The organism is Streptomyces sp. NPDC101165 (assembly GCF_044768135.1).
Lineage (GTDB): Bacteria > Actinomycetota > Actinomycetes > Streptomycetales > Streptomycetaceae > Streptomyces.
Window position 1 is genome coordinate 153,734 of record NZ_JBIWPG010000012.1, and the last position, 26,186, is coordinate 179,919.

23 protein-coding genes and 1 pseudogene are annotated in these 26,186 nt (G+C 70.9%); 9 read left to right on the plus strand and 15 right to left on the minus strand.

Annotation, left to right across the window (positions count from 1 at the left end):
* Positions 1-142: 142 nt before the first annotated feature.
* Positions 143-766: pseudogene (locus tag ACIRVH_RS26355) on the plus strand (caspase domain-containing protein); the annotation flags it as partial.
* 792 nt (positions 767-1,558) lie between these two features.
* On the opposite strand, the gene deoC reads toward ACIRVH_RS26355, so the two are convergent.
* Positions 1,559-2,320 (minus strand): deoxyribose-phosphate aldolase, encoded by a 762-nt coding sequence (gene deoC / locus ACIRVH_RS26360; RefSeq protein ID WP_403957547.1) that lies wholly within the window; start codon positions 2,318-2,320, stop codon positions 1,559-1,561.
* 128 nt (positions 2,321-2,448) lie between these two features.
* On the opposite strand from deoC, the gene ACIRVH_RS26365 reads away from it, so the two are divergent.
* Positions 2,449-3,210: a GntR family transcriptional regulator gene (locus tag ACIRVH_RS26365; protein WP_403957550.1), complete on the plus strand. Its 762-nt coding sequence runs from the start codon at positions 2,449-2,451 to the stop codon at positions 3,208-3,210.
* A gap of 107 nt (positions 3,211-3,317) precedes the next feature.
* On the opposite strand, the gene ACIRVH_RS26370 is transcribed toward ACIRVH_RS26365, so the two are convergent.
* The gene (locus tag ACIRVH_RS26370) at positions 3,318-3,515 is read right to left on the minus strand and encodes a hypothetical protein (RefSeq protein ID WP_403957553.1); all 198 of its coding nucleotides are present in this window, start codon (positions 3,513-3,515) and stop codon (positions 3,318-3,320) included.
* A gap of 66 nt (positions 3,516-3,581) precedes the next feature.
* Here ACIRVH_RS26370 and ACIRVH_RS26375 point away from each other — a divergent pair, with 66 nt between their 5' ends.
* Positions 3,582-3,731 (plus strand): hypothetical protein, encoded by a 150-nt coding sequence (locus ACIRVH_RS26375; protein WP_403957557.1) that lies wholly within the window; start codon positions 3,582-3,584, stop codon positions 3,729-3,731.
* 73 nt (positions 3,732-3,804) lie between these two features.
* On the opposite strand, the gene denD is transcribed toward ACIRVH_RS26375, so the two are convergent.
* Positions 3,805-4,815, minus strand: a complete 1,011-nt coding sequence (gene denD, locus ACIRVH_RS26380; protein ID WP_403957560.1) for a D-erythronate dehydrogenase — start codon at positions 4,813-4,815, stop codon at positions 3,805-3,807.
* Between the two features lie 416 nt (positions 4,816-5,231).
* Between denD and ACIRVH_RS26385 the strand changes: the two genes are divergently transcribed.
* Positions 5,232-6,209, plus strand: coding sequence for an asparaginase (locus tag ACIRVH_RS26385; protein WP_403957563.1), 978 nt, complete (start codon positions 5,232-5,234; stop codon positions 6,207-6,209).
* A gap of 83 nt (positions 6,210-6,292) precedes the next feature.
* Here ACIRVH_RS26385 and ACIRVH_RS26390 read toward each other — a convergent pair whose 3' ends face one another.
* The gene (locus ACIRVH_RS26390; RefSeq protein ID WP_403958005.1) at positions 6,293-6,688 is read right to left on the minus strand and encodes an iron chaperone; all 396 of its coding nucleotides are present in this window, start codon (positions 6,686-6,688) and stop codon (positions 6,293-6,295) included.
* Positions 6,689-6,893: 205 nt separating this feature from the next.
* On the minus strand, positions 6,894-7,349 hold the full coding sequence (locus ACIRVH_RS26395; protein WP_403957566.1) for a carboxymuconolactone decarboxylase family protein: 456 nt from the start codon (positions 7,347-7,349) through the stop codon (positions 6,894-6,896).
* Between the two features lie 186 nt (positions 7,350-7,535).
* Between ACIRVH_RS26395 and ACIRVH_RS26400 the strand changes: the two genes are divergently transcribed.
* Positions 7,536-9,974, plus strand: a complete 2,439-nt coding sequence (locus ACIRVH_RS26400) for an ATP-binding protein (protein ID WP_403957569.1) — start codon at positions 7,536-7,538, stop codon at positions 9,972-9,974.
* 52 nt (positions 9,975-10,026) lie between these two features.
* On the opposite strand, the gene argF is transcribed toward ACIRVH_RS26400, so the two are convergent.
* The 5 genes from argF to ACIRVH_RS26425 form a co-directional block, all read right to left on the minus strand.
* Entirely contained in the window at positions 10,027-10,983 is a 957-nt protein-coding gene (gene argF / locus ACIRVH_RS26405; RefSeq protein ID WP_403957572.1) for an ornithine carbamoyltransferase, read from the minus strand.
* 189 nt (positions 10,984-11,172) lie between these two features.
* Positions 11,173-11,718: an HD domain-containing protein gene (locus tag ACIRVH_RS26410; protein WP_403957575.1), complete on the minus strand. Its 546-nt coding sequence runs from the start codon at positions 11,716-11,718 to the stop codon at positions 11,173-11,175.
* 116 nt (positions 11,719-11,834) lie between these two features.
* Positions 11,835-12,410, minus strand: coding sequence for a hypothetical protein (locus ACIRVH_RS26415; protein ID WP_403957578.1), 576 nt, complete (start codon positions 12,408-12,410; stop codon positions 11,835-11,837).
* A 172-nt stretch (positions 12,411-12,582) separates the two neighbouring features.
* Positions 12,583-13,104 (minus strand): peptide-methionine (S)-S-oxide reductase MsrA, encoded by a 522-nt coding sequence (msrA, locus tag ACIRVH_RS26420; RefSeq protein WP_403957581.1) that lies wholly within the window; start codon positions 13,102-13,104, stop codon positions 12,583-12,585.
* A 201-nt stretch (positions 13,105-13,305) separates the two neighbouring features.
* Positions 13,306-14,271 (minus strand): NAD(P)H-dependent flavin oxidoreductase, encoded by a 966-nt coding sequence (locus tag ACIRVH_RS26425; RefSeq protein ID WP_403957584.1) that lies wholly within the window; start codon positions 14,269-14,271, stop codon positions 13,306-13,308.
* A 217-nt stretch (positions 14,272-14,488) separates the two neighbouring features.
* Here ACIRVH_RS26425 and ACIRVH_RS26430 point away from each other — a divergent pair, with 217 nt between their 5' ends.
* A complete protein-coding gene (locus ACIRVH_RS26430) occupies positions 14,489-15,274 on the plus strand; it encodes a class I SAM-dependent methyltransferase (RefSeq protein WP_403957587.1) in 786 nt (261 codons plus the stop codon).
* A gap of 132 nt (positions 15,275-15,406) precedes the next feature.
* Here ACIRVH_RS26430 and ACIRVH_RS26435 read toward each other — a convergent pair whose 3' ends face one another.
* Positions 15,407-17,575, minus strand: coding sequence for an FUSC family protein (locus ACIRVH_RS26435; protein ID WP_403957590.1), 2,169 nt, complete (start codon positions 17,573-17,575; stop codon positions 15,407-15,409).
* 194 nt (positions 17,576-17,769) lie between these two features.
* Here ACIRVH_RS26435 and ACIRVH_RS26440 point away from each other — a divergent pair, with 194 nt between their 5' ends.
* A complete protein-coding gene (locus tag ACIRVH_RS26440) occupies positions 17,770-19,044 on the plus strand; it encodes a SpoIIE family protein phosphatase (protein WP_403957592.1) in 1,275 nt (424 codons plus the stop codon).
* Positions 19,045-19,358: 314 nt separating this feature from the next.
* Complete coding sequence (locus ACIRVH_RS26445) at positions 19,359-21,377, plus strand: discoidin domain-containing protein (RefSeq protein WP_403958007.1); 2,019 nt, start codon at positions 19,359-19,361, stop codon at positions 21,375-21,377.
* A gap of 114 nt (positions 21,378-21,491) precedes the next feature.
* On the opposite strand, the gene ACIRVH_RS26450 is transcribed toward ACIRVH_RS26445, so the two are convergent.
* From ACIRVH_RS26450 to ACIRVH_RS26460, 3 genes are all read right to left on the minus strand, one after another.
* Positions 21,492-22,682 (minus strand): S8 family peptidase, encoded by a 1,191-nt coding sequence (locus ACIRVH_RS26450; RefSeq protein ID WP_403958010.1) that lies wholly within the window; start codon positions 22,680-22,682, stop codon positions 21,492-21,494.
* 366 nt (positions 22,683-23,048) lie between these two features.
* Positions 23,049-23,606 (minus strand): PaaI family thioesterase, encoded by a 558-nt coding sequence (locus ACIRVH_RS26455; protein WP_403957595.1) that lies wholly within the window; start codon positions 23,604-23,606, stop codon positions 23,049-23,051.
* A gap of 58 nt (positions 23,607-23,664) precedes the next feature.
* Complete coding sequence (locus ACIRVH_RS26460) at positions 23,665-23,964, minus strand: putative quinol monooxygenase (protein ID WP_393479302.1); 300 nt, start codon at positions 23,962-23,964, stop codon at positions 23,665-23,667.
* Between the two features lie 115 nt (positions 23,965-24,079).
* Between ACIRVH_RS26460 and ACIRVH_RS26465 the strand changes: the two genes are divergently transcribed.
* A complete protein-coding gene (locus ACIRVH_RS26465) occupies positions 24,080-25,042 on the plus strand; it encodes a GlxA family transcriptional regulator (protein WP_403957598.1) in 963 nt (320 codons plus the stop codon).
* Positions 25,043-25,070: 28 nt separating this feature from the next.
* On the opposite strand, the gene ACIRVH_RS26470 is transcribed toward ACIRVH_RS26465, so the two are convergent.
* Positions 25,071-25,883 (minus strand): maleylpyruvate isomerase family mycothiol-dependent enzyme, encoded by an 813-nt coding sequence (locus ACIRVH_RS26470; protein ID WP_403957601.1) that lies wholly within the window; start codon positions 25,881-25,883, stop codon positions 25,071-25,073.
* Positions 25,884-26,186: the final 303 nt, after the last annotated feature.

Genomic DNA, 26,186 nt, shown 5'->3' on the forward strand with positions numbered 1-26,186 from the left:
ATGCAATCGGGGGACTCATGCGCGTCGAGGATTCCACGAACCATGGACCAGGGAGACCCGGTTCGGATCGCGTGCTGCAGTTGCCGTCGTCCGTCGCGGAACTGATCGATACGTACGCCCGCCCCCGCACCGGCGCATAGCCATGGGCCGCCGGCTGGCGCTGCTGATCGCCACGTACGAGTACCAGGACGACGGGCTGCGGGCGTTGACCGCCCCGGCGCACAACGCGGAGGCGTCCGCTGCGGTCCTGGATGCGGACATCGCGGGGTTCGAGGGCACCACGCTGATCAACGAACCGTACTACCGGGTCGGTGAGGCCATCGGCGAGCTGTACCGTGACCGACGGCGTGACGACCTCACCCTGCTGTACTTCACCGGCCACGGCCTGAAGGACGACGACGGCCGGCTCTATCTGGCGACGACGAACACCCGCCGCGGCAGTCTGCTGTTCACGTCGCTGCCCGCGGAGCAGATCGACCAGGCCATGTCCGACTGCATGTCCCGGCAGAAGGTGCTCATCCTCGACTGCTGCTACAGCGGCGCCTTCCCCGCCGGGCGTACCGCCAAGGCCGACACCGACGTGCACGCGCTGGAGCGGTTCCAGGGCCGGGGACGGACCGTGCTGACGGCATCCGACGCCACCCAGTACTCGTTCGAGGACAACCAACCGCACGGCACGGCCGCACAGTCGGTGTTCACCCGCCACCTGGTATCCGGTCTCCGGGACGGCAGCGCCGATCTCGACGGCGACGGGGACATCACCCTCGACGAGCTGTACAGCTACGTGCACGACCGGGTCGTCGACGAAATGCCGCAGCAACGGCCCAAGAAGCAGGACAACGTCGAGGGCCGCATCGTCATCGCCCGGAACATCAACTGGACCCTGCCGACGCACCTGCGCCACGCGCTGGCCAGCCCCATCGCCACCGACCGGCTCGGCGCCCTCGACGGGCTCGCCCACCTGCACCGGATCGGCAACAAACACGTACGCCGGCACGCCCTCGACGAGATCCGGCGCATGGTGGACGACGACAGCCGACTCGTCTCCGCCGCTGCTGCGGCCCGGCTTCAGACCCTCCTGCCGCCGACCTCCCCGCCCCTACCCGAGCCGGCCGTCGAACCCGCGCCGACGACCACGCCGACCGTGGCAGTGCAGGCGACGCCACCCAGCACCGCTCCCCCACCCTCCCCGCCACGGGAGCCGCAGCCCGACGCCGGGAACGACTACTGGCCTCATCCGCTCATCAGTCCAGCCCCTGCACAGCCACAGAGGTCACGGAGCAGGGCCGGCAGCGGCCCGAAGACGGGACCGGCTCTTGTTCCAGGGGCTAGGGCACCTTCCGCTGCGCCACGGGCAGGAGCGGCGACTTCGCGCGCTGACGCGGGGGGCGCTCAAGGTCGTCAGCGTCGCCAGTGTGATCGCGGTCGTGTTCTCCGCGCTCGTGATTTCAGGCGGCGGCGCGGCAGGACGCCACCCCGCCTGGCCGGTCATCATCGCCGTGGGGACGGTGACGGGGATTCTCTCCGAGCGCCTACGGCGACGTCGACGCGATCGCGTTCAGTAGTCGCCCATCAGATGGTCGGCCGCGCTCTCAGCGGCCGGACTGCCGGTGCGGCGGCCTTCCAGGTCGTCGAGGATCGCCGCGGTGGCCGTCGCTCCGAAGCGCGTCGCGCCGAGTCGGTGGAGTTCCAGGAGGGCGTCCAGGGTGCGGACGCCTCCCGCGGCCTTCACCCGCACGCGGGACGACACAGTGCGCCGCATCAGGGCGATGTCGGCGGCCGTCGCCCCGCCGGGGGCGAACCCGGTGCTGGTCTTCACGAATGCCGCGCCCGCGTTCTCGGCGGCCAGGTAACCGGCCGTCTTCTGCCGGTCGTCGAGGTAGGCGTTCTCGAAGATCACCTTCACGAGGCGGCCTTCGGCGGCTTGGACGACGGCGGCGATCTCGTCCTGGACGAACGCGACATCACCGTCGCGCAGGCGACCGATGTTGATCACCATGTCGATCTCCTCCGCCCCCAGGGAGATCAGTTCGGTGGTCTCGAAGACCTTCGCCCGCGTGGTGCTGCTGCCGTGCGGGAAGCCGACGACCGTGCCGACGGCGACCTGGCTGCCACGGAGCACGTCAGCTGCCATCGGGACGTCGGCCGGCCGTAGACACACCGATGCCGTGCGGTGCTCCAGCGCGGTCGCCAGACCGTCCTGGACTTCGGCCAGGCTCAGTTCGGGTCGCAGCAGCGAGTGGTCGATCATCTTCGCCACTTCGTCGCGCGAGGGCAGGGGCCCTTCCCAGCGCGGGACGTCGATCGAGGCCACGGACATAGCACTCTCCTCAGAGTCACCTCGGGTAAGCTGTATATACAGCCTATACAGCACCTGGGACGGTGTCGATCGGCGTCACACTGGTATCTGCTGACCCACCCGTTCGACCGAGGAGGAACACACCCGCCATGGCCGCGTCGCAACCGCTCTACGAGCGCATCGAGAAGCAGCTGCGCCGACGTCTCGAAGCCGCCGCCGACGGCGACCCGTTCCCCTCGGAATCTCGCGTCGCGGAGGAGTTCGGCGTCTCCCGGATGACAGCGCGCGCCGCCCTGGTCCGACTGGAACGCGACGGTCTGCTGGAACGAGTGCCCGGGCGGGGCAGCTTCGTGCGCCAGGCCCCGGCAGCCCGCCCCGTCGGCACCCTGCTGAGCTTCCACGATCAGGCCCTGGCCGGCGGTCGGACGCCACGCTCCCGAGTCCTGGAGGCCGCGGTACGCCCCGCCTCCCCCCAGGAATCCGCCGCCCTCTACCCGGCCGACACCACGCAACCCGCGTCCGTGGTCGCCATCAACCGCGTCCGGTACTTCGACGACCTGCCGGTGGCCATCGAACACGCAGTGTTCCCCGCCACCCTCGACGCGCTGCTCACCGCCGACCTCGAGTCCGGCTCACTGCACCAGACCCTGCGTCGCCTCGGACTGCATCCGACCCTCGGCTCCTCCGTCCTCACCGCACGCACGGCCGACCGGGACGCACCCGAACTGGACGTCGACCCCACCACGCCGATGCTCGTCGAGACCCGCTCGATCGTCGACCAGCACGGCAACCCCCTCGAATTCACGGTCAGCTCCTACGTCGCCCACCGCTACGCACTCAAGGTCGACTTCTCGGTCGCGGCACCCAGCAGCCGTTCGCACCCGGCCGATACGGCGCCCGCTACACCGTGAGGCTCCTCGTCTGAAGCCTCGGGGCCACGGCCCGCTCGATACCGATGCCGCACTCGTCACCGGCTTCGGGTACTGCTCTTCCTCGATCAGGAAGGAGATCGAGGCGATCAGAGCGGTGCTCGCGTTGGCCAGGCGAATGTCGACGCCGATGATGCCAGGGCGATCGGGACGCTGCACATCTGGAGTCCGGTCAGGACGGTGCGCAGAATGCCGGGGATGTAGGCGGGTGCCAGTGTGTCGTTGGGGATCTCGTACAGAAAGCCCATGCCGGTCTCGTCATCTCCGGCGTGGATGGCGATCCGCACGGCGCCGGGGCGGGCAGGATTCCTCGCAGGCGATTGGCCTGCCGGTACGCGGCGAGTGAGGAGGGGGTGGAGGCGCTGATCCAGGTGGAGCCGGAGAATCCCGCATCTGCCGCGGTCGCGCAGCGGGCAGGGTTCACCCCCGCCCAGCAGACGCACAGCACGGACGGCACACGCTTCGACCGGTGCATCCGGGACCTGGGTTCCTCCAGCCAGTGAACCCCTGTGTGGATCGAGCGCGTCGACACCGAGGCCCTCAACGGCAGAGCGACACGAGCATCTCGGCCCGAACTCAGTCGCCTTGGACCGCGTCGGGATGATCGGCGAGGTAATCCTCCACGACGGACAGGAAGTTCGGGTCCGGCTGCAGACCGAGTGCGGCGGCGCGTCTGTTGTCGAAGACGGCGGGCCACGAGGCAACGATCGCCTCGATCGCCGGGTCGGGGTTCATGGTCACCAGGTCGGCGACGGCATCGCCGGCCACCTGCCGCAGCGTGGCGAGCATCTCGGCGACCGTGACCGTGAGCGCGGGAAGATTGACGGGCACGTGGCCTTCGAGTCGCCCCGGCCCGACGCCACGCTCTGCCTCCGCAATGCGGAGGATTCCCTGGACGGTCCGTCGTGGTGAGGCGAGGGCCACGCGCAGGTCGGGTTGTACCGGGCAGGTCGCCGGGAGTCCGGCGAGCGGCTCGCGGACGATGCCGGAAAGGAAGCCGGAAGCGGCCGCGTTCGGGCGGCCCGGCCGCACCGCGACGGTCATCAGGCGGGCGACGCGTCCGTCGAGGACGCCACGGCGCGTGCAGTCCGCGATCAGATGCTCGCAGATGAGCTTCTGTGTTCCGTAACTCGACCGCGGCATGGGCAGGGACGACTCGCTGACCACGGAAGGCAGGGGCAGCGCAGGGCTCGAACCGTAGACGGCGAGGCTGCTGGCGAACACCACCCGGACCGTCGGCCCGCCGGCGGCAGCCTGAGCCCGGGCAGCGGCGAGTAGGGCGCGGGTGGTGTCCACGTTGGCGCGCATGCCGAGGTCGAAGTCGGCCTCGCACTCCGCCGACACTGCGGCGGCGAGATGGAACAGCACGTCAACGGGTTCAGCGAACACGTCTTCGAGGCGGTCGATCAGGTCGCCGTGCACGACGTCCACGAGCGGGTCCGTCGCCGCGGGGAAGTCGGGCTGCACGATGCGATCGGCGAGCACCAGTCGGGTTATCGGTGCGCCACTAAACGTGCGGGTCTGCAGCAGCGCGGTAGCCAGTCGGCGTCCCAGGAAGCCGAACGCGCCCGTGATGACGACCCTCACTTCTCTGTCTCCTCGCATGCGTGCGGGAGGGGGCGTGGCACTGTCCAGTGCTGCGTCACCCTTGTCTGCGCCGGCTCCGGAGCAGCCGCAACGCCATTCGCCGATCCACACGGCTGGAGCCCCGTCCGACAGCGACGGCGAACTACCCACGGCGGCACATCCGCCAAACGCCCAAGTCGAGCTTCAGGCCACGGCGCGTACCGATGCGCTGTCCGATGATGACTTCGAAGTCCTCACCCGGCCGGGTGGCGTGATACGCGCCGCCGTGCGGGGTGCGGCCGCGGCGGGGAGTTCGCCCGGCGGTACTGTGACGCGAAAACCCAGGTGGACCACCTGCTCATATGACCGACGGCTCCGGCGATCCCGGGGGCCGGTCGGGCAGGTCGGCTCCCTCCGTGCACGGAAGGTCACCGCCGATGCCGCAGCCCGCCATGGCCACTGCAGCCGTCACCGTCGCCACCCCGGTCCTCGCCGAGGTCGTCCGTTCCGGATTCGTCGAGGGGCGGCACCGGGGCAGCCTGGTGCTGCTCGCCGCGGACGGCTCGGTGGAACTGGCGCTCGGTGACGTGACGTCCCCCGTCTTCCCGCGCTCCTCCAACAAGCCGATGCAGGCGGCGGGTGTGCTGCGGGCCGGTCTGGACCTCGCGGGCGAGCGGCTGGCGCTGGCGGCCGCGAGCCACTCCGGTGAGGCCTTCCACCGCGACCTGGTGCGCACGATGCTCGACGAACACGGGTTGAGCGCCGAACACCTGCAGTGCCCGCCGTCCCTGCCCCTGGACCAAGAGGAGCAGGAGACCTACCTGGCAGCGGGCGCACGCCGCGACCGGGTGGCGATGAACTGCTCCGGCAAGCACACGGCGATGCTGGCGGCCGCCGCACTGCGGAACTGGCCGCTGGAGTCGTACCTCGACCCCGACCACCCGCTCCAGCGGCTCATCCGCACCGTGGTGGAGGAGGCGGCCGGCGAGCCGGTGGCCGCCGTCGGCACGGACGGCTGTGGGGCACCGCTGATGGCGATCAGTCTGACCGGGCTTGCCCGTGCCTTCCGCTCCTTCGTCCTGGCCGCACCCGGCACACCCGAGCGTCGGGTCGCCGACGCCATGCGCGCCCACCCCGAGTACGTCGCCGGAACCCGTCGCCACGACACCTGGCTCATGCAGGGGATACCGGGCGCCCTGTCGAAGGTGGGCGCCGAGGCCGTCCAGGCCGTGGCCCTGCCCGACGGCCGCGCCGTGGCCCTCAAGATAGAGGACGGTGGCGCTCGGGCCCTGGGGCCGGTCCTGGCCCGCGCGCTGCGTCTGACCGGCCTGACCTCGCCCGTGATCGACCGCGTCGGCCGTATGCCCTTGCTGGGCGGAGGGCGGGAGGTGGGAGAGGTACGGGCCGTGTTCTGAGGCGGGGCGTGGAGAGAGAGGTCCCTCGTCGCCCCGCTCCGCTGCCAAGTTCGGTCGCGCAGTGGGGCGTTGGACCTCGGGAGTCAGTTCACCGCTCGCTTCACCAGTTCGGCGATCCTCGCCTCGTCGGCGGCGGTCAGCTCCTTCAGGGCGTAGGCGGCCGGCCACATGGTGCCCTCGTCGAGGTTGGCCTTGTCGCTGAAGCCGAGCGTCGCGTACCTGGAGTTGAACTTCTGCGCGCTCTGGAAGAAGCAGACGATCTTTCCGTCCTTGGCGTACGCGGGCATGCCGTACCAGAGCTTCGGCGCGAGCTCCGGCGCGCCGGCCTTGATGACGGCGTGGAGCCGTTCGGCCATGACACGGTCCGACTCCTGCATCTCGGCGATCTTCGCGAGTACGGCGGCCTCTTCCTCGGCCGCCTTGTCGGCGCGTGATCCGCGGCGCGCGGACATCTTCAGCTCCCGGGCGCGCTCCTTCATCGCGGCGCGCTCCTCGTCGGTGAATCCCTCGTACGTCTTCTCGGTCGCAGCGGTGCTCTTGGCGGGCTTCTGTGCGTCCTTCACAGCGGGCTCCTCCTGGTCCAAGGATTGATGGGTACATTTTCGTGCTGGAGAGGTGCCGCAGGGCCGGCTTCTCCGAAGGTGCTGGTCACGGGGTTCCCCCGTGGTGGCATCGCGGTGTCCGTCAGCCCCGGACGCCGGCGATCTGGCGGGTGGTGGCGTTGAGCCGGTTGAACAGGTTGGTGACGCCGATCATCAGGATGATCGCGGCCAGCTGCTGCTCCTCGAAGTAGGTGGCGGCCGTGTCCCAGACCTCGTCGCTCACCGCGTCGGGACGGTCGGCCAGTCGCGTCGCGGCCTCGGCCAGCGCGAGGGCCGCCCGCTCCGCCGGGGTGAAGTACGGGGCCTCCCGCCAGGCGGCGACCGTGGCCAGCCGTTCGTCGCTCACTCCGGCCTTACGGGCCGTCCTGGCGCCGGCGTCGACGCAGGCGCTGCAGCCGTTGATCTGGCTGACCCGCAGATGCACCAGCTCCAGCAGCCTGCCGTCGACGCCGGCGGAGTGCGCGGTCCTGTAAATCGCTTGGATGGGCTGCATCGCGTCGGGCAGTACGACGGCGGGGTTCCGCATGCGGGACTGCATCTCGGTCCGCTCCTCCTCCGGGTCGGTGCCCCGTTCCGTCGGGGCGTGACTCCATGACAGCCGAGCCCGCGTGCCACGACCACGGCGGTGGGACACCGTGGGACAGCTGAAACAGCCTTGACCAGGGGCGACTTGACTCGCGAGACTTCAGCCGGAACGGGACGGGGAGGCGGGGGAACGGTGGACATGCACGAACGGACGGCGCAGGACGAGCTGGCGGCCCGGCTGCGCCTGCTGCAGGAACTGTCCGGGCTCGGAGTACGGGCCCTCGCGCGGGACGCCGGACTCAGCTCCTCGTCGCTGTCGCGCTACCTCAACGGGCAGACCGTGCCGCCCTGGCCCGCGGTGGTCGCTCTCTGCCGCCTCGTCAAGCGCGACCCCCGCCCCCTGCGTCCCCTGTGGGAGCGGACCTCGAACCCCTTGCCGGCGCCCCCGAAGAGCAGCCGCCAGGTCCGGCCGCCCGCCCGCAACGATCTGCCACGCGACGCACCCGACTTCACCGGACGGGAGGCCCAACTCGCCGCCGTACTCGACGCGGTCGACAGCCATCGGGCGGTGTCCGTCGACGGTATGGCGGGCGTCGGCAAGACCTGTCTCGCGGTGCACGCCGCGCACCGGCTCGCCGCCGGCTTCCCCGACGGCCGGCTCTATGTGGATCTGCACGGGTTCACCGAGGGCCGGGAGCCGATGGACCCGGAGTCCGTGTTGCGGATGCTGCTCGGCGCGCTCGACGTCCCCTCCGAGAGGGTCCCGCGGGAGGGAGTCGAGCAGCTCGCCGCCTGCTGGCGGTCGGAACTGTCCCGCCGACGGGTCGTCGTGGTCCTCGACAACGCCGCCGACGCCGACCAGGTACGCCCGCTGCTGCCCGGTGCGGGCGACTCGGTCGCCCTGATCACCAGCCGCAACCGGCTGCTCGGCCTGGACGAGGTGCCCCCGGTCTCGCTCGACGTGCTGAGCCCGCAGGAGAGCGCGGAGCTGCTGGCCCGGGCCAGCGGTGACCCCGGCGGCCCGGGCGGCAGGCTGGCCCGTGATCCGGAGTCCGCCGCCGAGGTGCTGCGGCTGTGCGGCCATCTGCCGCTCGCCCTGCGGCTGGCCGCGGCACGGCTGCGGCACCGGCCGGGCTGGACCGTGGGCATCCTGGTCGAGCGGTTGGCCGAGGGTGCGAGCGAGTTCGACACCGCGTTCGCCATGTCGGTCCGGCAGCTGAACCGGTCCCAGGCCCGCCTGTTCCGGATGCTGGCCCTGCTGCCCGGGGAGTCCTTCGACGAGTACGTGGTGGCGGCGCTGGCGGACGTGCCGCTGCGTGACGCCCGGGCGACGCTGGAGGACCTGGTCGACGCGCACCTCGTCCAGCAACCGACGGCGGGCCGCTACCGGCTGCACGACCTCGTGCACCAGCACGCGCGCCGGGCCGCGGCGGAACAGGACACTGCGGCCGAGCAGGAGCGGGCCCTGGGCCGGGTGCTCGACTACTACGTGCACGCGGCGGCCGCCGCCGACGCCGCAATGCCGTTCCTCTCCCCCAGCCGTACGGCTTCGGCGGGCCGGCCCCCGGCCGAGCTGCCCAGGTTCCCGGACAAGAACGCGGCCCTCGCCTGGCTCGTCATGGAGTACGGAAACCTCATCGCGGTCTTCGAGACGGCGGCCGCCGTCGGCTCCGACGTGCACGTGTCCGAACTGCCGCGCTTCCTGCGGGCGTACTTCGCACGGCGCTGCGGTACGACGCATCTCAACTTCCTCTTCGAGCGGTCGCTGGCCGCCGCCGAGCGCCTGGGCGATCCGCTGCAACTGGCCGAGGCTCACAGCGACCTGGGCTTCGCGCGGTACAACGCGGGCCGGACGGCGGAGGCGGCGGCCGCGTACGAGGCGGCCGGACTCCTGGTGTCCCGGACGCAGGACACGCAGGTGGAGGCCGAACTGGCCATGCGCCGCGGCTATCTGAGCTGGGATGCGGGGCACGTCGAGGAGCCGCTCGAACTCTTCGGGCTGGCAGGAAAGTTGTACGAGCAGGCCGGGAATCGGGCGGGCGTGGCCCACGCGGCCGCGTCGGAGGCCTGGGCGATGTTGCAGCTGGGGCACCGCGAGGAGGCGGCGCAGCGGGCCAGGCAGGTGCTGGGCGTTCCGCACAGCGATCCGGCGTGGCCACCCGCTCTGACGGCCCGGATCACGCTCGGTGTGGCCATCGCCCACGAGGCAGCGGACGAGGCGGCTGAACACCTGTACCAGGCGCTGGCGCTGGCCCGCGAGGACGGGCACCTGCACAACCAGGCGTGGTGCCTCAACTGCCTGGGTGTCGCGCTACGGCAGATGGGCCGGTACGAGGAGGCACTGGCCAGCCACCGGGAAGCGTTCGCGCTGCTCGACGAGCTGTTCGAGGAGCACTGGAAGGTCCGTTTCCTCAACGGCTACGGCGAGACCTGCCGGCTTGCGGGCCTCCCCGAAGAGGCCCTACGGCTGCACCGGCAGGCGTTGGAGCTGGCGCCGCAGCTGGGCAATCGGTACGAGGAGGCGCTGGCCCACGAAGGCATCGCGATCGTGCTCGACGGGACTGATCCGGCCGGAGCCGCCGAGCACCGTGCCGCAGGGCAGGCCGTCCTCCAGGAGCTGAGCCCCGGAGCTCACTGATCGGTTCAGCGAGAGGCCCTTCGCTTGTGCGGAGACCGGTGGACCTGCGCTGTCAGGTGGTGCGTCTGCGCCGGCGGGCAGTGCTGATGAGGGTGTGCAGCACCGCCTGGGCCGTGGGAAGCCGGTTGGCCGCCTGGCGCCAGACCAGGGATCGGGGGCCGTCGAGCACCTCTGAGGCGATCTCCTGCCCGCGGACGGCAGGCAGGCAGTGCATGGCCACGGCATCGCGGGGCGCATGGGAGAGCAGGGCGTCGTCGACCCGGTAGGCGGCCAACTGCTCGGTCCGCTCGGCGCGTTCGTGGTGTCTGTCCATGGGCACCCACACCTCGGCGTAGACGGCCTGCGCGGCGCCGACGGCCTCGACCGGCTCGGCGGTGAGCGTGACGGAACCACCGGTCTGCGCCATCAGCTCACGGGCCTCGCCGAGGATGTCCTCCTCGGTCTCGTAGCCGGGCGGGGTGGCGACGACGAGGTGCATGCCGGAGGCCGCGCACGCCGCGAGGAACGAGTTGCACGTATTGCTCGTGCCGTCCCCGATGAAGGCGGCGGTCATGCCGGCCAGGGTCCCGAAGTGCTCGCGCAGCGCGAGGAGGTCGGCCAGGGACTGGCAGGGGTGGTGGGTGTCGGACAGGGCGTTGACGACCGGCACCGTCGAGGCGTCGGCCATCTGCTCCACCGTGGCATGGTCAAAGGTGCGCACCGTGATCGCGTCGAGATAGGACGACAGGACGCGGGCGGTGTCGGCGGCCGTCTCGCCGTGGCCGAACTGCAGGTCCTCGCGGTTGAGCACGATGGCCGCCATGCCCAGGCGCTGGGCAGCCGTGGCCAGGGACACCCGGGTCCGTGTGGACGGCTTCTCGAAGATGCACCCGACGGCGCCCCCGCGCAGATCGCGCTCCCACCCCAGCGGCTCGCGCTTCATGCCCTCCGCCAGATCCAGCAGCCCCACCAGGGTCTGTGGGTCCAGGTCGCTCAGCCTCAGCAGATCGTCGGGGACTTTGCCAGTCACAGCCGGACGGTCGGCCTCACAGGTGGGGATGGGCTGGGTCATCGTGGCTCTCCCGCTCCGTTCACGCGGTCGGGGCTCGTTGTCGCCAGTGTGGTCGGCGGCCGCCGGCGACGCACACCGGCACCTGCCGACGGGTGAACCGCTGCCAGGCCCTGGTCGCGATCGGGAAGGCACCGGCGGGCCGGTTGTTCAGCCGGCGGCGACGCGCTGCACGACGGGGCGCCAGGAGTCCAGGGCCGCCACTCGTAGGCCCACCACCTTGCCCGCGTCGTCGGCGCGGCGCAGCGCGATCGCCCCGCAGAAGTCGGGGTCGGCCTCGAAAGCGGTCGCCTCCGGCGGGGTCATGGGGCCGCCCTGGCAGCCGAGGGTGCGGACGCTCTCCGAGGACAGCGCGAGGCGTGGGTCGGCGGCGGCGAGATAGCGCTTGGCCGGGATGTGCAGTGCGACGAGTCGGGCGACCCGGGGACCCAGCAGGCCCTCCACCGCCGTCGCGGCGTGCGAGCCGTGCCCCGCTTCGTCGCCGGGCACGAGGTGGTGGCCGATGTCGTGGACCAGCCCGGCCACCTGAAGTTCCTCGTCGTCCGGGTGCCGCTCGGCCAGCACGGCGGCGACTTGAAGGCTGTGGTCGAGGATGTCCACCGGGTCGCCGGAGCGGTCCGGGGTGTCCCAGACGTCCGCGCAGTCGGCCAGCAGAGCCATGAGCGCGTCCACGCTCGGTATCGGGTCGTACGTCATGCGGCGACACTGCCGCAGTGGGGCGTACGGCAGGTGACGGCAGGCTGTACTCCGCTTGCGCGGCGCCGGCTGAAACGCGCGTGAGTGCCGACGACGTCAGCCTGGCGTGTCGTGTCTCAGCCGTCGCCGACGAGCGCGAACGCGAAGGCGAGACGGCGGTCGACCCAGCCCGCCCGCACGGTCACCTGCTCGCTGCCCTCCGAGACCATGACGATCTTGTCCTCGGCCCGCCACTCCAGCGCCCGTGCCCTGGAACGCTGATCACCGCCGTCGGCTCCCAGATCCCCGATCGCGTCCAGGACTCCCCCGATGAGCTTCCCGACCAGACGTCCGGTGATCTCCTTGGCATCCCCGCCGGCCCACTCGCCGCGGCCCACGATCTCCGGGTGGCCGGGCTGTTCGATGCGCCAGGAGTGCTTGAAGGGACGGCGCTTCGGCGGTACGCGCACCAGGGTGCCGACGACCTGTCCCTGCCCGTCGCGCACGACGTGCCGCCGCGCTCCGTCGACCTCCACGGCCGGTTCCACGTAGCACAGCAGGTGTCGCGCGCCCGGATCCTCGAACAGCGTCTGCTCGGGGCGGGACGGCAGGCCGGGCGGATGAGCCTCGGCGGACCCCAGAAACGCACAAGGGGCCAGGACCCGCCAGTCCTTCGAGCCCCGGGCCACGCGTACGGCCTTTCTGCCCCACACGGCTCGTTTCCGCCTGACCGTTTCCGGCCGCTCGACAGAGGAGATGACGAACGTTTGGACGTCGGTCCACCCGACCGGCTCCACCGGCGGCTCCTGCGCCTTCTGCCTGCCGAACCCCAATTCCCCTCCACGGCCCGCGCGCCCCGCCCAGCGGATCGGCGCGGCCGGCGACTCAGCTCGTCTGGGACGAGGACCGGCGCGGCAGCTTCCAGTTCGGTCGCGGGAAGTGGCAGGTGTAGCCGTTCGGATAGCGCTCCAGGTAGTCCTGGTGCTCCGGCTCGGCCTCCCAGAAGTCGCCCACGGGCTCGACCTCCGTGACCACCTTCCCCGGCCACAGCCCGCTCGCCTCGACGTCCGCGATCGTGTCCACGGCGACGCGGTGCTGTTCTTCGTCGGTGTAGTAGATGGCGGACCGGTAGCTACGCCCGATGTCGTTGCCCTGGCGGTCCCTCGTGGTCGGATCGTGGACCTGGAAGAAGAACTCCAGGATGTCGCGGTAGCTCGTGGCCGTGGGATCGAAGAGGATCTCGATCGCCTCGGCGTGGTCGCCGTGGTCGCGGTACGTGGCGTTCGGCGTGTCACCGCCGCTGTATCCGACGCGGGTGGACTTCACGCCCGGCTGCTTGCGGATCAGGTCCTGCATGCCCCAGAAACAACCGCCCGCCAGTACGGCTCGCTCGGTTCCCTCTGTCATCGGTCGCTCCCTCGTGTCGAGCCGCGGTCCGGCACGGTCGTTGACGTGCCGGTTCTCACGTTCATCCAGCTTACTTGCTCGTTCATCGAAGCCTTGATCGAGTGGCGGCCCCGTGCCGGCGGCTGGCTGGGGGCAGGACCGCGACGGGACGGTTGTCCGGCCGTGATCGCAGCTGTCCTGCGGTCGTCCTGGCGATCGCGGTCAGCGCCCGGCGGCTCGGGCCAGCGCGTCCTCGGCCTCGGTGGCCAGGGTGCCGACCAGGTCGGCTGCGGACGGCAGATCGTCGATGAGGCCGACGGCCTCGCCGGCCCACTGCGGCAGCGCGGGGATCTCCCCTGCTGCCACGGCGTCCTGGTACGCCTGCTGGGCATGCGGGTCAGCGGCGAGTGCGTCCTCCCGGCCCCGCCATCCGTCGAGGAAAGGATGGGCAAGGGTGCGCGCCGTGTACCGGGCCGGCCACCGCGAGCCGCGGGCGATGTCCAGCACCCTGTTGCGCTCCGTGTCCTCGCCGCGTGCCTCTACGATCGCCTCGGCCGTCGCGGGGGCGACCAGGGCCTCGGTCGTGGCTTGGAAGCGGGTGCCGAGCAGTGCTCCGGCGGCCCCCAGCGCCAGGGCGGCCGCGACGCCGCGGCCGTCTGCGATCCCGCCGGCCGCCAGCACCGGCACCGGTGCCGCCAGGTCCACCACGACGGGCACGAACGGCAGCGTGGACCGCCCGTGCCGGGCTCCGTGCCCGCCGGCTTCGGTGCCCTGCGCCACGATCACGTCGGCGCCGAGATCCACCGCCCTGCGGGCCTCTTCGAGGTCGGTGACCTGGAGGATCAGCGGTGTGCCCGCACTGCGGATGCGCTCCACGAACGAACTGGGGTCACCGAAGGACAACATCACCGCCGCCGGCTCGTGCTCCAACGCCCGCGCGACCACGCCGTCGTCGATGGCCCATGCCTGAAAGCCGATGCCCCACGGTTTCCCGGCGCTCTCGCCGACCAGAACGGGCAGTTCGCGGGCCAGCCATTCCTGGTCCCCGTTCCCGCTGCCCAGCAGTCCGAGCCCGCCGCCGCGGGAGACCGCCGCCGTCAGGGCACCACCGGCCGACCCGCCCATCGGGGCCAGGGCAATCGGATGCTCCACACCGAACAGGTCCGTGAACGCCGTCGCCAATCCCATGACGGCAATCCTCACCCACCTGTCATGCGGGTTGCAGCGAATTCGACGCACGGGCCGTTCACCCAATGGTGTCGACAGACCCGCCGACCAGGCGTCGTCCAGGACCGGTTGTGCCCTGCGGCTGTCATCGTGGCTGCAGCCGATCAGCAGGTCATCAGGGAGTTCCCATGGCGTCGAGGGGTGCAGTGGGTCCGTGCCACAAGAGTGAGGTCCGGTCATGACCGACGGCCACTACGGAGAGGACCTGTTCGCACCGGAACATCCCCGGGAAGCCGAGCGGATCGACGACGCCGCGCTGGTCTACGACCCCTTCACGACGCGCCGCCTGCGGGCGCTGGGTGCAGGGCGGGGCGGCCGCTGTCTGGAGGTGGGTGCCGGGACCGGGACGGTGGCGCGCTGGTTGCTGGAGGAGGCAGGTGCGGCAGAGGTGGTCGCCCTGGACCGGGACACCGCCGGCCTGGATGCCCTCGCGGGGCCGCGGCTGCGGGTGGTCACCGCCGACCTCACGGACGAGCGCCTGCGGCTCGGCAGCTTCGACCTGATCCACGCCAGGTTCGTCCTCATGCACCTGCCCGAGCGCCGCCGGCTCGTCTCACGGCTCGCACAGTGGCTGAACCCTGGGGGCTGGCTGGTGCTCGGCGATGCCCTGGAGGTGCCGGACGCCCTGGACAGCGCGTCTGCCTACCGGCGGGTCATGGACGCCATGTGGCAGGCACTGAGAACGACGATCGGCACCGACACGTCATCCGTCCCGGCGTATCCGCACTTCCTGAGGGAGGAGGGGCTACGGAACGTCGCCGCGGAACTCGTCTGCCCGCCACTGGTCGCAGGCGGTCCCCTGGCTCGCTTCTGGTCCGAGACGTGGAGCCGGATGCGAGCCGCTCTGGAGGAGACCGGCCGGGTCGACGCCGCCGTCGTCGATGAGGCGCTCGACTACCTGGCCTCGCCCCGACTCGCCGAGCTAGGACCCGGCATGGTGATGGCATGGGGGCAACGCGGCTGATCGGATCGCGCCGTTGCCGCAGGTCGGAATGGTGCCTCTGGCTGGTCGACACGTCCGTCGACAACGCGGTGAAAGTCGTGCAACTCGCCCTCGCCTGCGACCTCGGCCGTGGACACGACCTGCCCGCTGCGATCAGCTCCCGGCACTGTCGTCGCCGTGCTCCGGTCCCGGCGCGATCCGCGACAGGTCTGTCATCAGCGAGCCCAGCCACGACACCGTGGCGTAGTACAGCCGCGGCGCTCCGGGCGGCTCCGTGGCGAATCCCGCCGGCGACGGGTCCAGCGCCGGCAACGGCGCGGTCGGGGTGTCGCCGCCGGGGTCCAGCGCGGCCGAGACGAGCAGCATCCGCCCGGCCACCCGGTCTCCCAGCCCGCCGGCGGATTCGGCCGCCGCCGGCCCCAGGCCGGTGAGCGGCGGCTCCAGGAGCCGCTCCGACCCCCACAGGGTGTGGTGGCCAGCCATCAGCGTGGCCTGCCAGTCCACTTCGGGCAACGCCACCCCGCGCCGCCGCCCACCGAAGGGTGTCGGCTCACTCTGGAACTGCGCGTACGCGGACTCCGCGAGGATGACCGCGTGCTGGAGCGACCGGTGGCCGGTCGCCGCGGGCGGTGCGGCCGTCGCCCCGCCTCCGGCCACCGAGGCGCTGGTCGCCACGACGATCTCTGCTGCCCTGCGCAACAGCCCGGCCACCGCGCGGCGCAGTTCGTCGTGGGCACCACGGGGCCAGGCCAGCAGGCCGAATACCGCGCCGATGGCGCTGCCGACCAGCACATCCAGCATCCGGACCTCCGCCAGCTGCCACGTCGGCGCAGCCAGCTGGGCGAAGACGAGAGCCACGAGCACGGTGAACATCCCCTGCGCCCAACCGACGCCCTTGACCGGCCCCACCGTGAACGCGACCAGCATCCACAGCGGCAGGACGACCGCGTAGACCGCGGTGTCGGCCCCCACGAGGAGCAGCGTCCCGGCGGTCACCAGGGCGCCGGCCAGCGTGCCGGCGAGAGCCCTGCGGATGGTGCTCCAGGTCTCGTCCATGGTCGTCCGGGTGAGGGTGAGCGTCGCCAGCATGGCCCAGAACCCGTGGGGCAGCGTGTCCACCCCGGCCACCAGCCGGGCCGCCGTCAGAGCCATGGCGATGCGCACCGCGTTCTGGAAGAACACCGACCGGCGCTCGGCGTGGCCTCGGATCCGGTGCCACCACAGGGACGGCGCCCAGGCCGTGGCGTACCAGAAGCGCTCCGGCGCCACCTCCACCGAGGTCTGCCTGCCTCGTACAGCGAGATCGGCTGCCGTGGCCATGGTCAGCGCGGCATCGGCGATCTCCAGCACGGCGGCGTGCCGACGCAGTTCGGCGGGCGGGAAGCCCGGTGCGGGACCGGCCCCGTCGGTGGAGGCAGGGGCCGCGGACAAGGCAGCCAGGTTTGCGCGGGCGGCGACCAGCTCCTTGTACGGCGCCACGGGTGACGTGCCCGCGCTCAGGCAGCTCTCGGTTGCCGTGGCCAGTCGTGCCACCGCGTGGAGTACGTCGGTCACGGCAGAGCCCGGAGGGTCGCCCGGCGTCGCGGGCAGTTGCGTCAGGCGGTTGAGCAGGGTGCGGGTGGCCAGGCCGGTGTGGGTGAGGGCACGGTCGCGCATCCCCGGTCCCGCCGGGCGCTCCGCCTCCGGGACGGTCAGGGACCGCAGTGCATGGCCGGCCTCGTGACCGGCGCGGATGTCCGCGCCGGTCAGGGCATGGGGAGGGGCGGCGAGGAGGGTGGCGCACCGCGCGGCGGTGTGCGCCGCCCGGGCCGCCCGCTCCTGGTAGGACGGCGGAGCGGGCCCGGGGAGGATCAGCGCCTCGGCGGCGATGAACAGGGCCAGCCCGGTCGTCGTTCCGATCAGCCGCTCGCCGAGCGAGGCGGGATCGTACGGTGGGAAGGACGGCAGGATGTAGAGGAGTTGCAGGCCAGGCGCCGCTCCCGCCGGGCGCGGTCCGCCCACGGCGGAGAAGGTCAGGGCGAAGCCGACCACGAACATGCCGGCGACGGCGCTCCAGGTCCGCACCGACAGATAGGTGCCGATCACCACCAGCAGCCAGCACACCGGCAGCGCGTGCAGCACCACCACGGCTCGCTGGCGCCCGGTCCCGGGGATCTTGGAGAGTCCGCCCAGCGCCACCGTGCCGAAGAGGGCGTAGGTGGCCGCGACGGGGCTGTCCAGGCCGTACCGGAAGAGGTAGAAACCGGCCGCGGCGACCACGGTCACGCGCAGCGCACGGCGGCCCGAGGCGGCGTAGGCCGCCGGGATCCGACCGGCTGACACACCACACACCCCTACAGCATCACGCACCACGCGAGACCCGGCATCTAGGGCCTGTCCGGCGGAACATGCCGGAATCTCGGGGCCTGGGGCGGCGCCCGGCCTCCGCACCCGCTGACGACCGCCACTGCCGACTTCGCAGAGTCAGGGTCCCCTGAGGAGCGGCAGCCGCGGCGGTGACCTCGTACATTGGAAAAATGGGCGTCACTGCCATAACCGGGCAGCCGACCGTGGATCAGGTCGACTACGCCGCGCTGTTCGCCGCCACCCCCAGCCCCTATCTGGTACTCAGTCCCTCTCTGATGATCGTCGGCGTCAACCAGGCCTACTGCCGGGCGACCGGCCGCACCAGTCAGGATCTGCTCGGGCAGTACCTCTTCGAGGCCTTTCCCGACAACCCCGCCGACCCTCAGGCCAACGGGGTCCGCAATCTCTCCGCCTCGCTGGAGCGGGTGTTGGCCACGAGGGAACCGGACACGATGGCTGTTCAGCGGTACGACATCCCCGTCCCCGGGGAATCAGGGGTCTTCGAGGAACGCTGGTGGTCCCCGGTCAACACCCCGGTCATCAGGCCGGACGGAGAGGTTGCGTGGATCATCCACCGGGTCGAGGACGTGAGCGCCTTCGTCCATGCCCGTCGGCAGCGGCAGGGGGACACCACCGCGGCTTCGAGTCAACGGGAGGAGGGCATGGAGGCCGAGCTGTACGCCCGGGCCAAGGAGCTGGAACGTCTGAACGGGGAACTGCGGCAGGCGCATGCCCGCGAGCGGCAGGTGGCGATCACGCTGCAGGAGGCCATGCTGCACTCCCCGGACCTGGCCCGGCACACCAATGTGGCGGTGCGCTACCTGCCGGCCATCGGCTCGCTCAATGTGTGCGGCGACTGGTACGACACCGCTGATCTGGCCGACGGGCGGTTCACCGTCGCTGTCGGCGACGTGGTCGGCCACGGTCTGGAGGCCGCCACCGTCATGGGGATGCTGCGCAGCGCACTGTCCGCGGCCAGCCGGGCGGTCGCGGGCCCCGCTCAGGCGCTGGAGATCCTGGGTCTGTACGCCCGCTCCGTGGAAGGTGCCCTGGCGGCCACCGCGGTGACAGCCCTGGTCGACGGGCGCTCCCACTTGATCGTCTACTCCAGCGCGGGCCATCCGCCTCCCGTGCTGATGCACCGCGACGGCACCTGCGAACTGCTGGACCGTGCGACGGATCCGCCCCTGGGGGCCCGGCCGGAGCATGTCCCACGTCCCCAGGCCGGTGCCTCGTATCACCCCGGCGACGTTCTCGTCCTCTACACCGACGGCCTCATCGAACGCCGCGACGAGGACATCGACACCGGGTTGCAGCGCCTGACCGACGCCCTGGCCCAGTGCCTGGCGCTCGGCCCCGAGCGCCTGGCCGACACCCTGCTCGCACGTCTCGGCGTCAGCCACGGTGCTCGGGACGACATCGCTCTGGTCGTCGTCGCCTTGTAAGCCTCGCTGTGAGCCTCAGATCGTCGTCGCGTTGTGAGCCCTGCCCCGTCCTCAGTCCGCAATCCCGACTCGGTCGATTCCACATCGACCGGCCATTGAAAGCTGAACAATACTCATCAGTAGTTGAGTATTGACTCCACAGGCGGCACTGGCGATCCTCTTGGGCGGCAGTTTACAAAGGACATGACAATCGGTGTGCGCAAGGGTCTTCGGGCCCCGGACGTCCTCGCCCGTCGACCGCGCATCCCGCCTACCGAGGGACGTGGGCCGTGGCCATATCCAGACGCCGGCACTACCGACGCAAGAACATCACCATGGCGTCTCTGCTCCTCCTCGTACTGGCCGTCCTCCTCGGCCCCACCCCGAGTTCGGCAGCCGGGAACGAGTGGTGGGTCCCGACGGCACGGCCCTCGCCGGACTCCCAGATCAACGTCACCGGCGAGCCGTTCACCGGCACGAACGCCAAGGGCGAGGTGCGCGGGTTCGTCGACGCCCACGACCACCTCTTCGCCAACGAGGGCTTCGGCGGGCGCCTGATCTGCGGCAAGACCTTCTCCGAGGCCGGGATCGCCGACGCGCTGAAGGACTGCCCCGAGCACTACCCCGACGGCTCGCTGGCCGTCTTCGACTTCATCACCAAGGGCGGTGACGGCAGACACGACCCGGTCGGCTGGCCCACGTTCAAGGACTGGCCCGCGCACGACTCGCTGACCCATCAGCAGAACTATTACGCGTGGGTGGAACGGGCCTGGCGCGGCGGCCAGCGGGTGCTGGTCAACGACCTCGTCACCAACGGCGTGATCTGCTCGGTCTACTTCTTCAAGGACCGCAGCTGCGACGAGATGACGTCGATCCGGCTGCAGGCGAAGATGACGTACGACCTGCAGGCGTACATCGACAAGATGTACGGCGGTCCGGGCAAGGGCTGGTTCCGGATCGTCACCGACAGCGCGCAGGCCCGTGACGTCATCAAGCAGGGCAAGTTGGCGGTCATCCTGGGCGTGGAGACCTCCGAGCCCTTCGGCTGCAAGCAGATCCTGGACGTCCCGCAGTGCGACAAGAGGGACATCGACGCCGGCCTGGACGAGCTGTACTCGCTGGGTGTGCGCAGCATGTTCCTGTGCCACAAGTTCGACAACGCGCTGTGCGGCGTCCGCTTCGACTCGGGCGGGCTCGGAACGGCCATCAACGTCGGGCAGTTCCTGTCGACCGGCACCTTCTGGAAGACGGAGAAGTGCACGGGGCCGCAGCACGACAACCCCATCGGCTCGGCCGCGGCGCCCGAGGCCGAGGCGAAACTCCCGGCGGGCGTGACGGTTCCCTCGTACGCCTCGGACGCACAGTGCAACACCCGTGGGCTCACCGACCTCGGCGAGTACGCCGTACGCGGCATGATGAAGCGCAAGATGATGCTGGAGATCGACCACATGAGCGTCAAGGCCGTCGGCCGTGCGCTCGACATCTTCGAGTCCGAGTCCTACCCCGGCGTGATCTCCTCGCACAGCTGGATGGACCTGAACTGGACCGCCCGGGTCTACGGCCTCGGTGGCTTCATCGCCCAGTACATGCACGGCTCCGAGGGATTCGTGGCCGAGGCGAACCGCACCAAGGCGCTGCGGGACAAGTACGGCGTCGGCTACGGCTACGGCACCGACATGAACGGTGTCGGCGGCTGGCCCGGACCACGGGGCGCCGACGCACCCAACAAGGTCACGTACCCCTTCCGCAGCGTCGACGGCGGCTCCCTCATCGACCGGCAGACCACCGGTGAGCGCACCTGGGACCTGAACACCGACGGTGCCGCGCACTACGGCCTCGTCCCGGACTGGATCGAGGACATCAGGCTCGTCGGCGGCCAGGGTGTGGTGAACGACCTCTTCCGGGGCGCGGAGTCCTACCTCCACACCTGGGGTGCGACCGAGCAGCACCAGGCGGGCGTCGACCTTGCCAACGGGGCCTCTACCACGGCCAGTTCGACCGAGTGGAACCCGTTCGTCAGCTATGCGTCGAGCCGCGCCGTGGACGGCACCCGGGACACCCGCTGGGCCAGCGACTGGAGCGACGACCAGTGGCTGCGGATCGATCTGGGTTCGACCCACCTGGTCGGGCGGGTCACGCTCGACTGGGAGCGCGCGTACGGGAAGTCGTACCGCATCGAGCTCTCGACGGACGGCGTGAACTGGAAGACCGCCTGGTCGACCACGACCGGTGACGGCGGCCTCGACACCGCGCGCTTCACCGGAACGCCGGCCCGCTATGTGCGCATCGTGGGCACGGAACGCGGGACCCAGTGGGGGTACTCGCTCTACGACGTCGGCGTGCACAGCGGCTGACGACGGCTCCGGCGAGTCCGACCACCGCCCGGCGGTGCCGCCGCTGTACGAGCCGGCGGCACCGTCGGGCGGCCGCGTCCTCGTGTCGTCCACGAGGACGCGGCACAGCAGTTCCTACTCGGTCACCTTCAGCAGCTTGTTGGGCGTTCCGCTGCTCGGGTTGGTGATCTTGTCGCTGGTCGCCGCGCCGACCAGGGCGGAGGCGACCTGGTCGGGCTTGGCGTCCGGGTGTCCGGCCAGGTAGACCGCGGCGGCTCCGGTGACGTGCGGGGTGGCCATGGAGGTGCCGGAGATCGTCTTGGTTCCCTCGTCGCTGTCGTTCCAGTCGGAGGTGATGTCCGAGCCCGGCGCGTACAGGTCCACGGTCTTGCCGAAGTTGGAGAAGTCCGACTGGGCGTCGTCCTTCGTGCTGGAGGCGACCGTGATGGCCTCGGGGACCCGGGCCGGTGAACCCTGCCCCGCGTCCGCCGACTCGTTGCCTGCGGCGACGGCGAACGTGACGCCCGAGGCGATGGCCTTCTTGACCGCCTCGTCGAGAGCGGGGTCGGCGCCACCGCCGAGGCTCATGTTGGCCACCGAGGGCCCCTGGTGGTTCTTGGTCACCCAGTCGATGCCGGCGACGACCTGCTCGGTGGTTCCGGAGCCGTTGTTGTCGAGCACCCTGACCGCGACGATCTTGGCCTTCTTGGCGACACCGTGGGCGGTTCCGGCGATGGTTCCGGCCACGTGGGTGCCGTGCCCGTTGCCGTCGTCGGCGGTGTTGTCGTTGTCGACGGCGTCGAACCCGTAACTCGCGCGGCCACCGAAGTCCTTGTGGCTGACGCGTACGCCGGTGTCGATGACGTACGCGGTCACGCCCTCCCCTGCCTTGTCCGGGTAGGTGTACTTGTGGTCGCCGGCCGTGTCCGTCTGGTCGATGCGGTCCAGGCCCCAGGACGGCGGGTTGTCCTGGGTGGCGTCGATGTGGAACTTCTTGTTCTGCACCACCGTGGCGACCGCGGGGTCGGCGGCGAGGCGCTTGGCCTCCGTCTCGGTGAGGCTGTTGGCGGAGAAACCGTTCACCGCCGAGCCGAAGGTGCGGCCGATCCTGCCGCCGTACTCGGTGGCCAAGTCCTTCTTCTCGGCAGCAGAGGCCTTCTGGTCCAGAAGGACGACGAAGCTGCCGGTCACGGCTCCTTCAGCGTGCAGGCCGTAGACCTTGCCTTCCGCGGGCTGTCCGGCCTGGGCGGCAGGGGACACGTACAGAGCCGTGCCTACGACGGTTGCAACGGCCGCGATCGCGGTGACGGTCTTGGCCTTGCCCATGCGTTTGTGATGCGCCGTCAAGAGGGGTCTCCTCGTTTGCGTGTGGGGGGATTTGCGTTCACGCGGCAAAGTTCTGCTCGCGCTCAGCGAGAGTGCCGACTTGACGCGGTCAGATCAATCCCCTGGTCGCAGCCCCAAGACCCTTCGACGGCCGATCTTCACAGGGCTTACGCAGGTTCGAAGCAACCCGAAAGCAAACGTGCAGCCCTTTGTGCTGGTTGAATCACCAAGGATCGGTCAAGAATTATCCGTGCCGATCTCTTCACCGGCCGTTCACGCAGGCCGGCAGGAGAAGGCCGGAGCGATGGGTGTCCGCCATCGCCCCGGCCTGTGAAAATCGCGCGGGCCCGCTCTCGGCCGGGCCGGTCAGGCCCCCTCGGGCAGCGCGAAGACCGCGCAGGTGGTGGTGGCGTGCGCGTAGAGCTTTCCGTCGGCGGTGCCGGTGATCCTGGCCTCTGCGGTCGCGGTCGTGCGTCCCGCATGGATCACGGTGCCCTCGCAGCGCAGGGTCGGGGTGTCCGCGAGGACGGGGCGCACCATGTGCACGCCGAGCTGGATCGTGGTGTACGCGCGCCCCACCGGGAGTGTCGACATCACCGCGCTGCCGAGCGCCGAGTCGAGGAGCGTGGCGAGGAAGCCGCCGTGCACCGTGCCCATGGGGTTGAGCAGGTGCTCGCCGGGCTCACCCTCGAAGACGGCCCGGCCGTGCTCCGCCGCCACGAGACGGAATCCGAGCGTCCCGCCGATCGGCGCCTGGGGAAGACGACCCTCGACGATCATCTGGAGCACCTCGAGACCCGAGCGGCCGGCACCGTCGGCGTAACGGGTGGGCGGTGCCCACGTGTGGGTGCGGGAGCGGACGTTCGGCCCCGCGCCGTGCTGGGCCCCTGTGCCCGTCGCCGCCGCGGGGGTCGTGAATGTCATGGTCGGTGGATCTCCTGTACTTCGGGGTCTCGGGGCGCGGTGTGGCGTGCGGGGCCGCTCAGGGCAGCTTGACCGCGAGCAGGTCGACGGGCCGGATGTCGGGGGCCGAGGCGAGCATGGTCTCCGCGGCGCCCATGAGCGCGGCGGCGATCCGTCCGCGCAGGTGCTCGGTGCGGTCCTCGTCGTTCTCGAAGGTGTCGAAGACACCGAAGGTGGTGGCGTCCTCCCGGAAGGCGAACCAGGTGACGGTCCGCTGCTCCTCCTCGGCGAGCTTCACGGCCTCGGTCAGCATCCGGGCGATCTCGTCGGCGTGCTCCGGCTTGGCCTCGATACGGGCCAGCAGACCGATCTTGTTCATGGTGGGCTCCTTCGGCTCGGTCGTGTGTCCCCTCACCGGGGCACACCATTCACGCTAGGTCGCTGCGCTCTCTGTCCCCAGTGTCGGAAACGACTTCTCTGATAGCGTTTCCGACATGGACGTCTCGGTGCTGGTCTACGACGGCGTGTTCGACTCGGGGCTCTCTGCGGCGCTGGACGTCCTGGAGGCGGCCAACGCGATGCGCGGCGAACTCCCCCAGCCGCCACCGGCCTGGAACGTCACGACGATCGGCTTCGGTCCGCAGGTGCGCACCGGCGCAGGGCACATCGTCACGACCGAGCCCGCGGCCGGCGCGGACACCGCGGATCTGCTGCTCGTCCCCGCACTCGCCGAGCGCCGGCCGGACGCCCTCCTGGAGCGGGTCGCGGGGCCCGGTCTGGCCGACGTACGGGAACTGGTCGCCGGCCACCGGGGCCGGGGCGCACCCGTCGCCTCGGCCTGTACGGGCACCTTCCTGCTGGCCGAGTCGGGCATCCTGGACGGCCACCGGGCGACGACCACGTGGTGGCTGGCGCCCCTCTTCCGCCGTCGCTATCCGGCCGTTGCGCTCGACGAGACGAGCATGGTCACCACATCACAGGGCGTGACCACGGCGGGGGCCGCCTTCGGGCACGTCGATCTCGCCCTCGCCGTCGTACGGATGGCCAGCCCGGCCCTGGCCGACCTGGTCGCCCGCTACCTGGTCGTCGACGAGCGCCCCTCGCAGTCCGCGTACACGATCCCGAGCGCCCTCGCGCAGAGCGATCCGCTGGTCGCCGCGTTCGAGCGGTGGGCGCGCCGGCACCTCGACACGCCGAACAGCCTCGCCGAGGCGGCACGTACGCTGGGTGTCAGTGAGCGCACGCTCCAGCGCACCGTACGCCGGGTCCTGAACACCACGCCGGTGCGGTTCGTCCAGGACCTGCGCGTCGAGCAGGCGACGCATCTGCTGCGGACCACCGATCTGTCCCTGGAGACCATCGCCCGCAAGGTCGGCTACGAGCACGCCGCCACCCTGCGCACGCTGTTGCGCGATCGCACCGGCACCACCACGGCGGGGCTGCGCACCACCCGCTGAACAGCCCCGGGCATCCCCCGGCGCCGGCTCAGAAGGCCGTGTGGGCGAACCAGCGGTCCAGCGTCGCGGATTCCCCGGTCACGTCGAAGGCGGCCTCCCGGTAGGACCGCCGTCCGTAGACCAGCAGCAGGAGGTCGGCAGCCCGGGCCCGCACCGTCGTGGTCCGCTCGCCGGACGGTTCGCCGTCCGCCGTTCGGGGCTGCAGACGGAAACCGTCGGCATCCAGTCGCATCCGCCACTTCTCACCGAGGCTTTTGTCGGGGGTGGCGCACTGGAACACGATGGTCTCGCCGTCACCCTTCAGCCGGGCCACGGCCGGGACGAAAAGGTGCGCGTCGGGCAGGTTGACGAGGAACTCGTCGATACCGTCCGCCGCCAGCACGGGGTCGATGGGTGATTCCTGGCCCACGGACCGCTCCGCGTCGACGCGGTGGACCAGCGTCTCGAACAGCATCCGCCGGGCCCAGAACCGGGCGTGCCGGTCCTCGCCCCAGGCCCACATGGGTGCCTGGGGATCCGTGGCCCGCAGCACGGCGGCCACCCTGGGGATGCCGGACGCCACCCAGCGGGGGTACTCGTGCGCGCTGTCGGGCAGCCCCAGCTCCACCTCACGGCTCCGCGGCTGCTCCTGTACGAGCCGGGTCAGCAGGGCGGAGAACCAGCGCTGCAGGCTGCCGACGTGCCGGGTGAGGTCGGCCACCGTCCAGTCGGGGCAGGAGGGCACCGGGGTTGCCGGATCCACGTCCTCGACCACTTCGGCGAAGCGCGCCGTCTCCTGCTCGATCGCCTGCTGGTAGGTCGTGTACGGCAGCGGGTGGACCGCCGCCCGGGCGCCTTCCATGTCGCGTCCGCCCTTTCGTTCGCGGGAGGTGTCGCACCGTCATCGACCGCGCACGCCGCAGGGGTGCCGGGCGCCGTCCGTGGTGCCGCATCATGATCCACCATCGCCGGGCAGGCCTGCCCAGGTCCCCTGCCCCCGCTCACCGCCTTCCGGAGCGGTCCACCGAGACGGAGCCTGGTCGACCCCAAATCAGTCACCGAGGAAAATCGGGTGGCCATGTTCAACCGTTGTGGGCCACTTGGCGACATGTGCGTACGGATGTCTCCGGATTGCGCTGGGATGGCCGACTCATCGTGAGCCGCG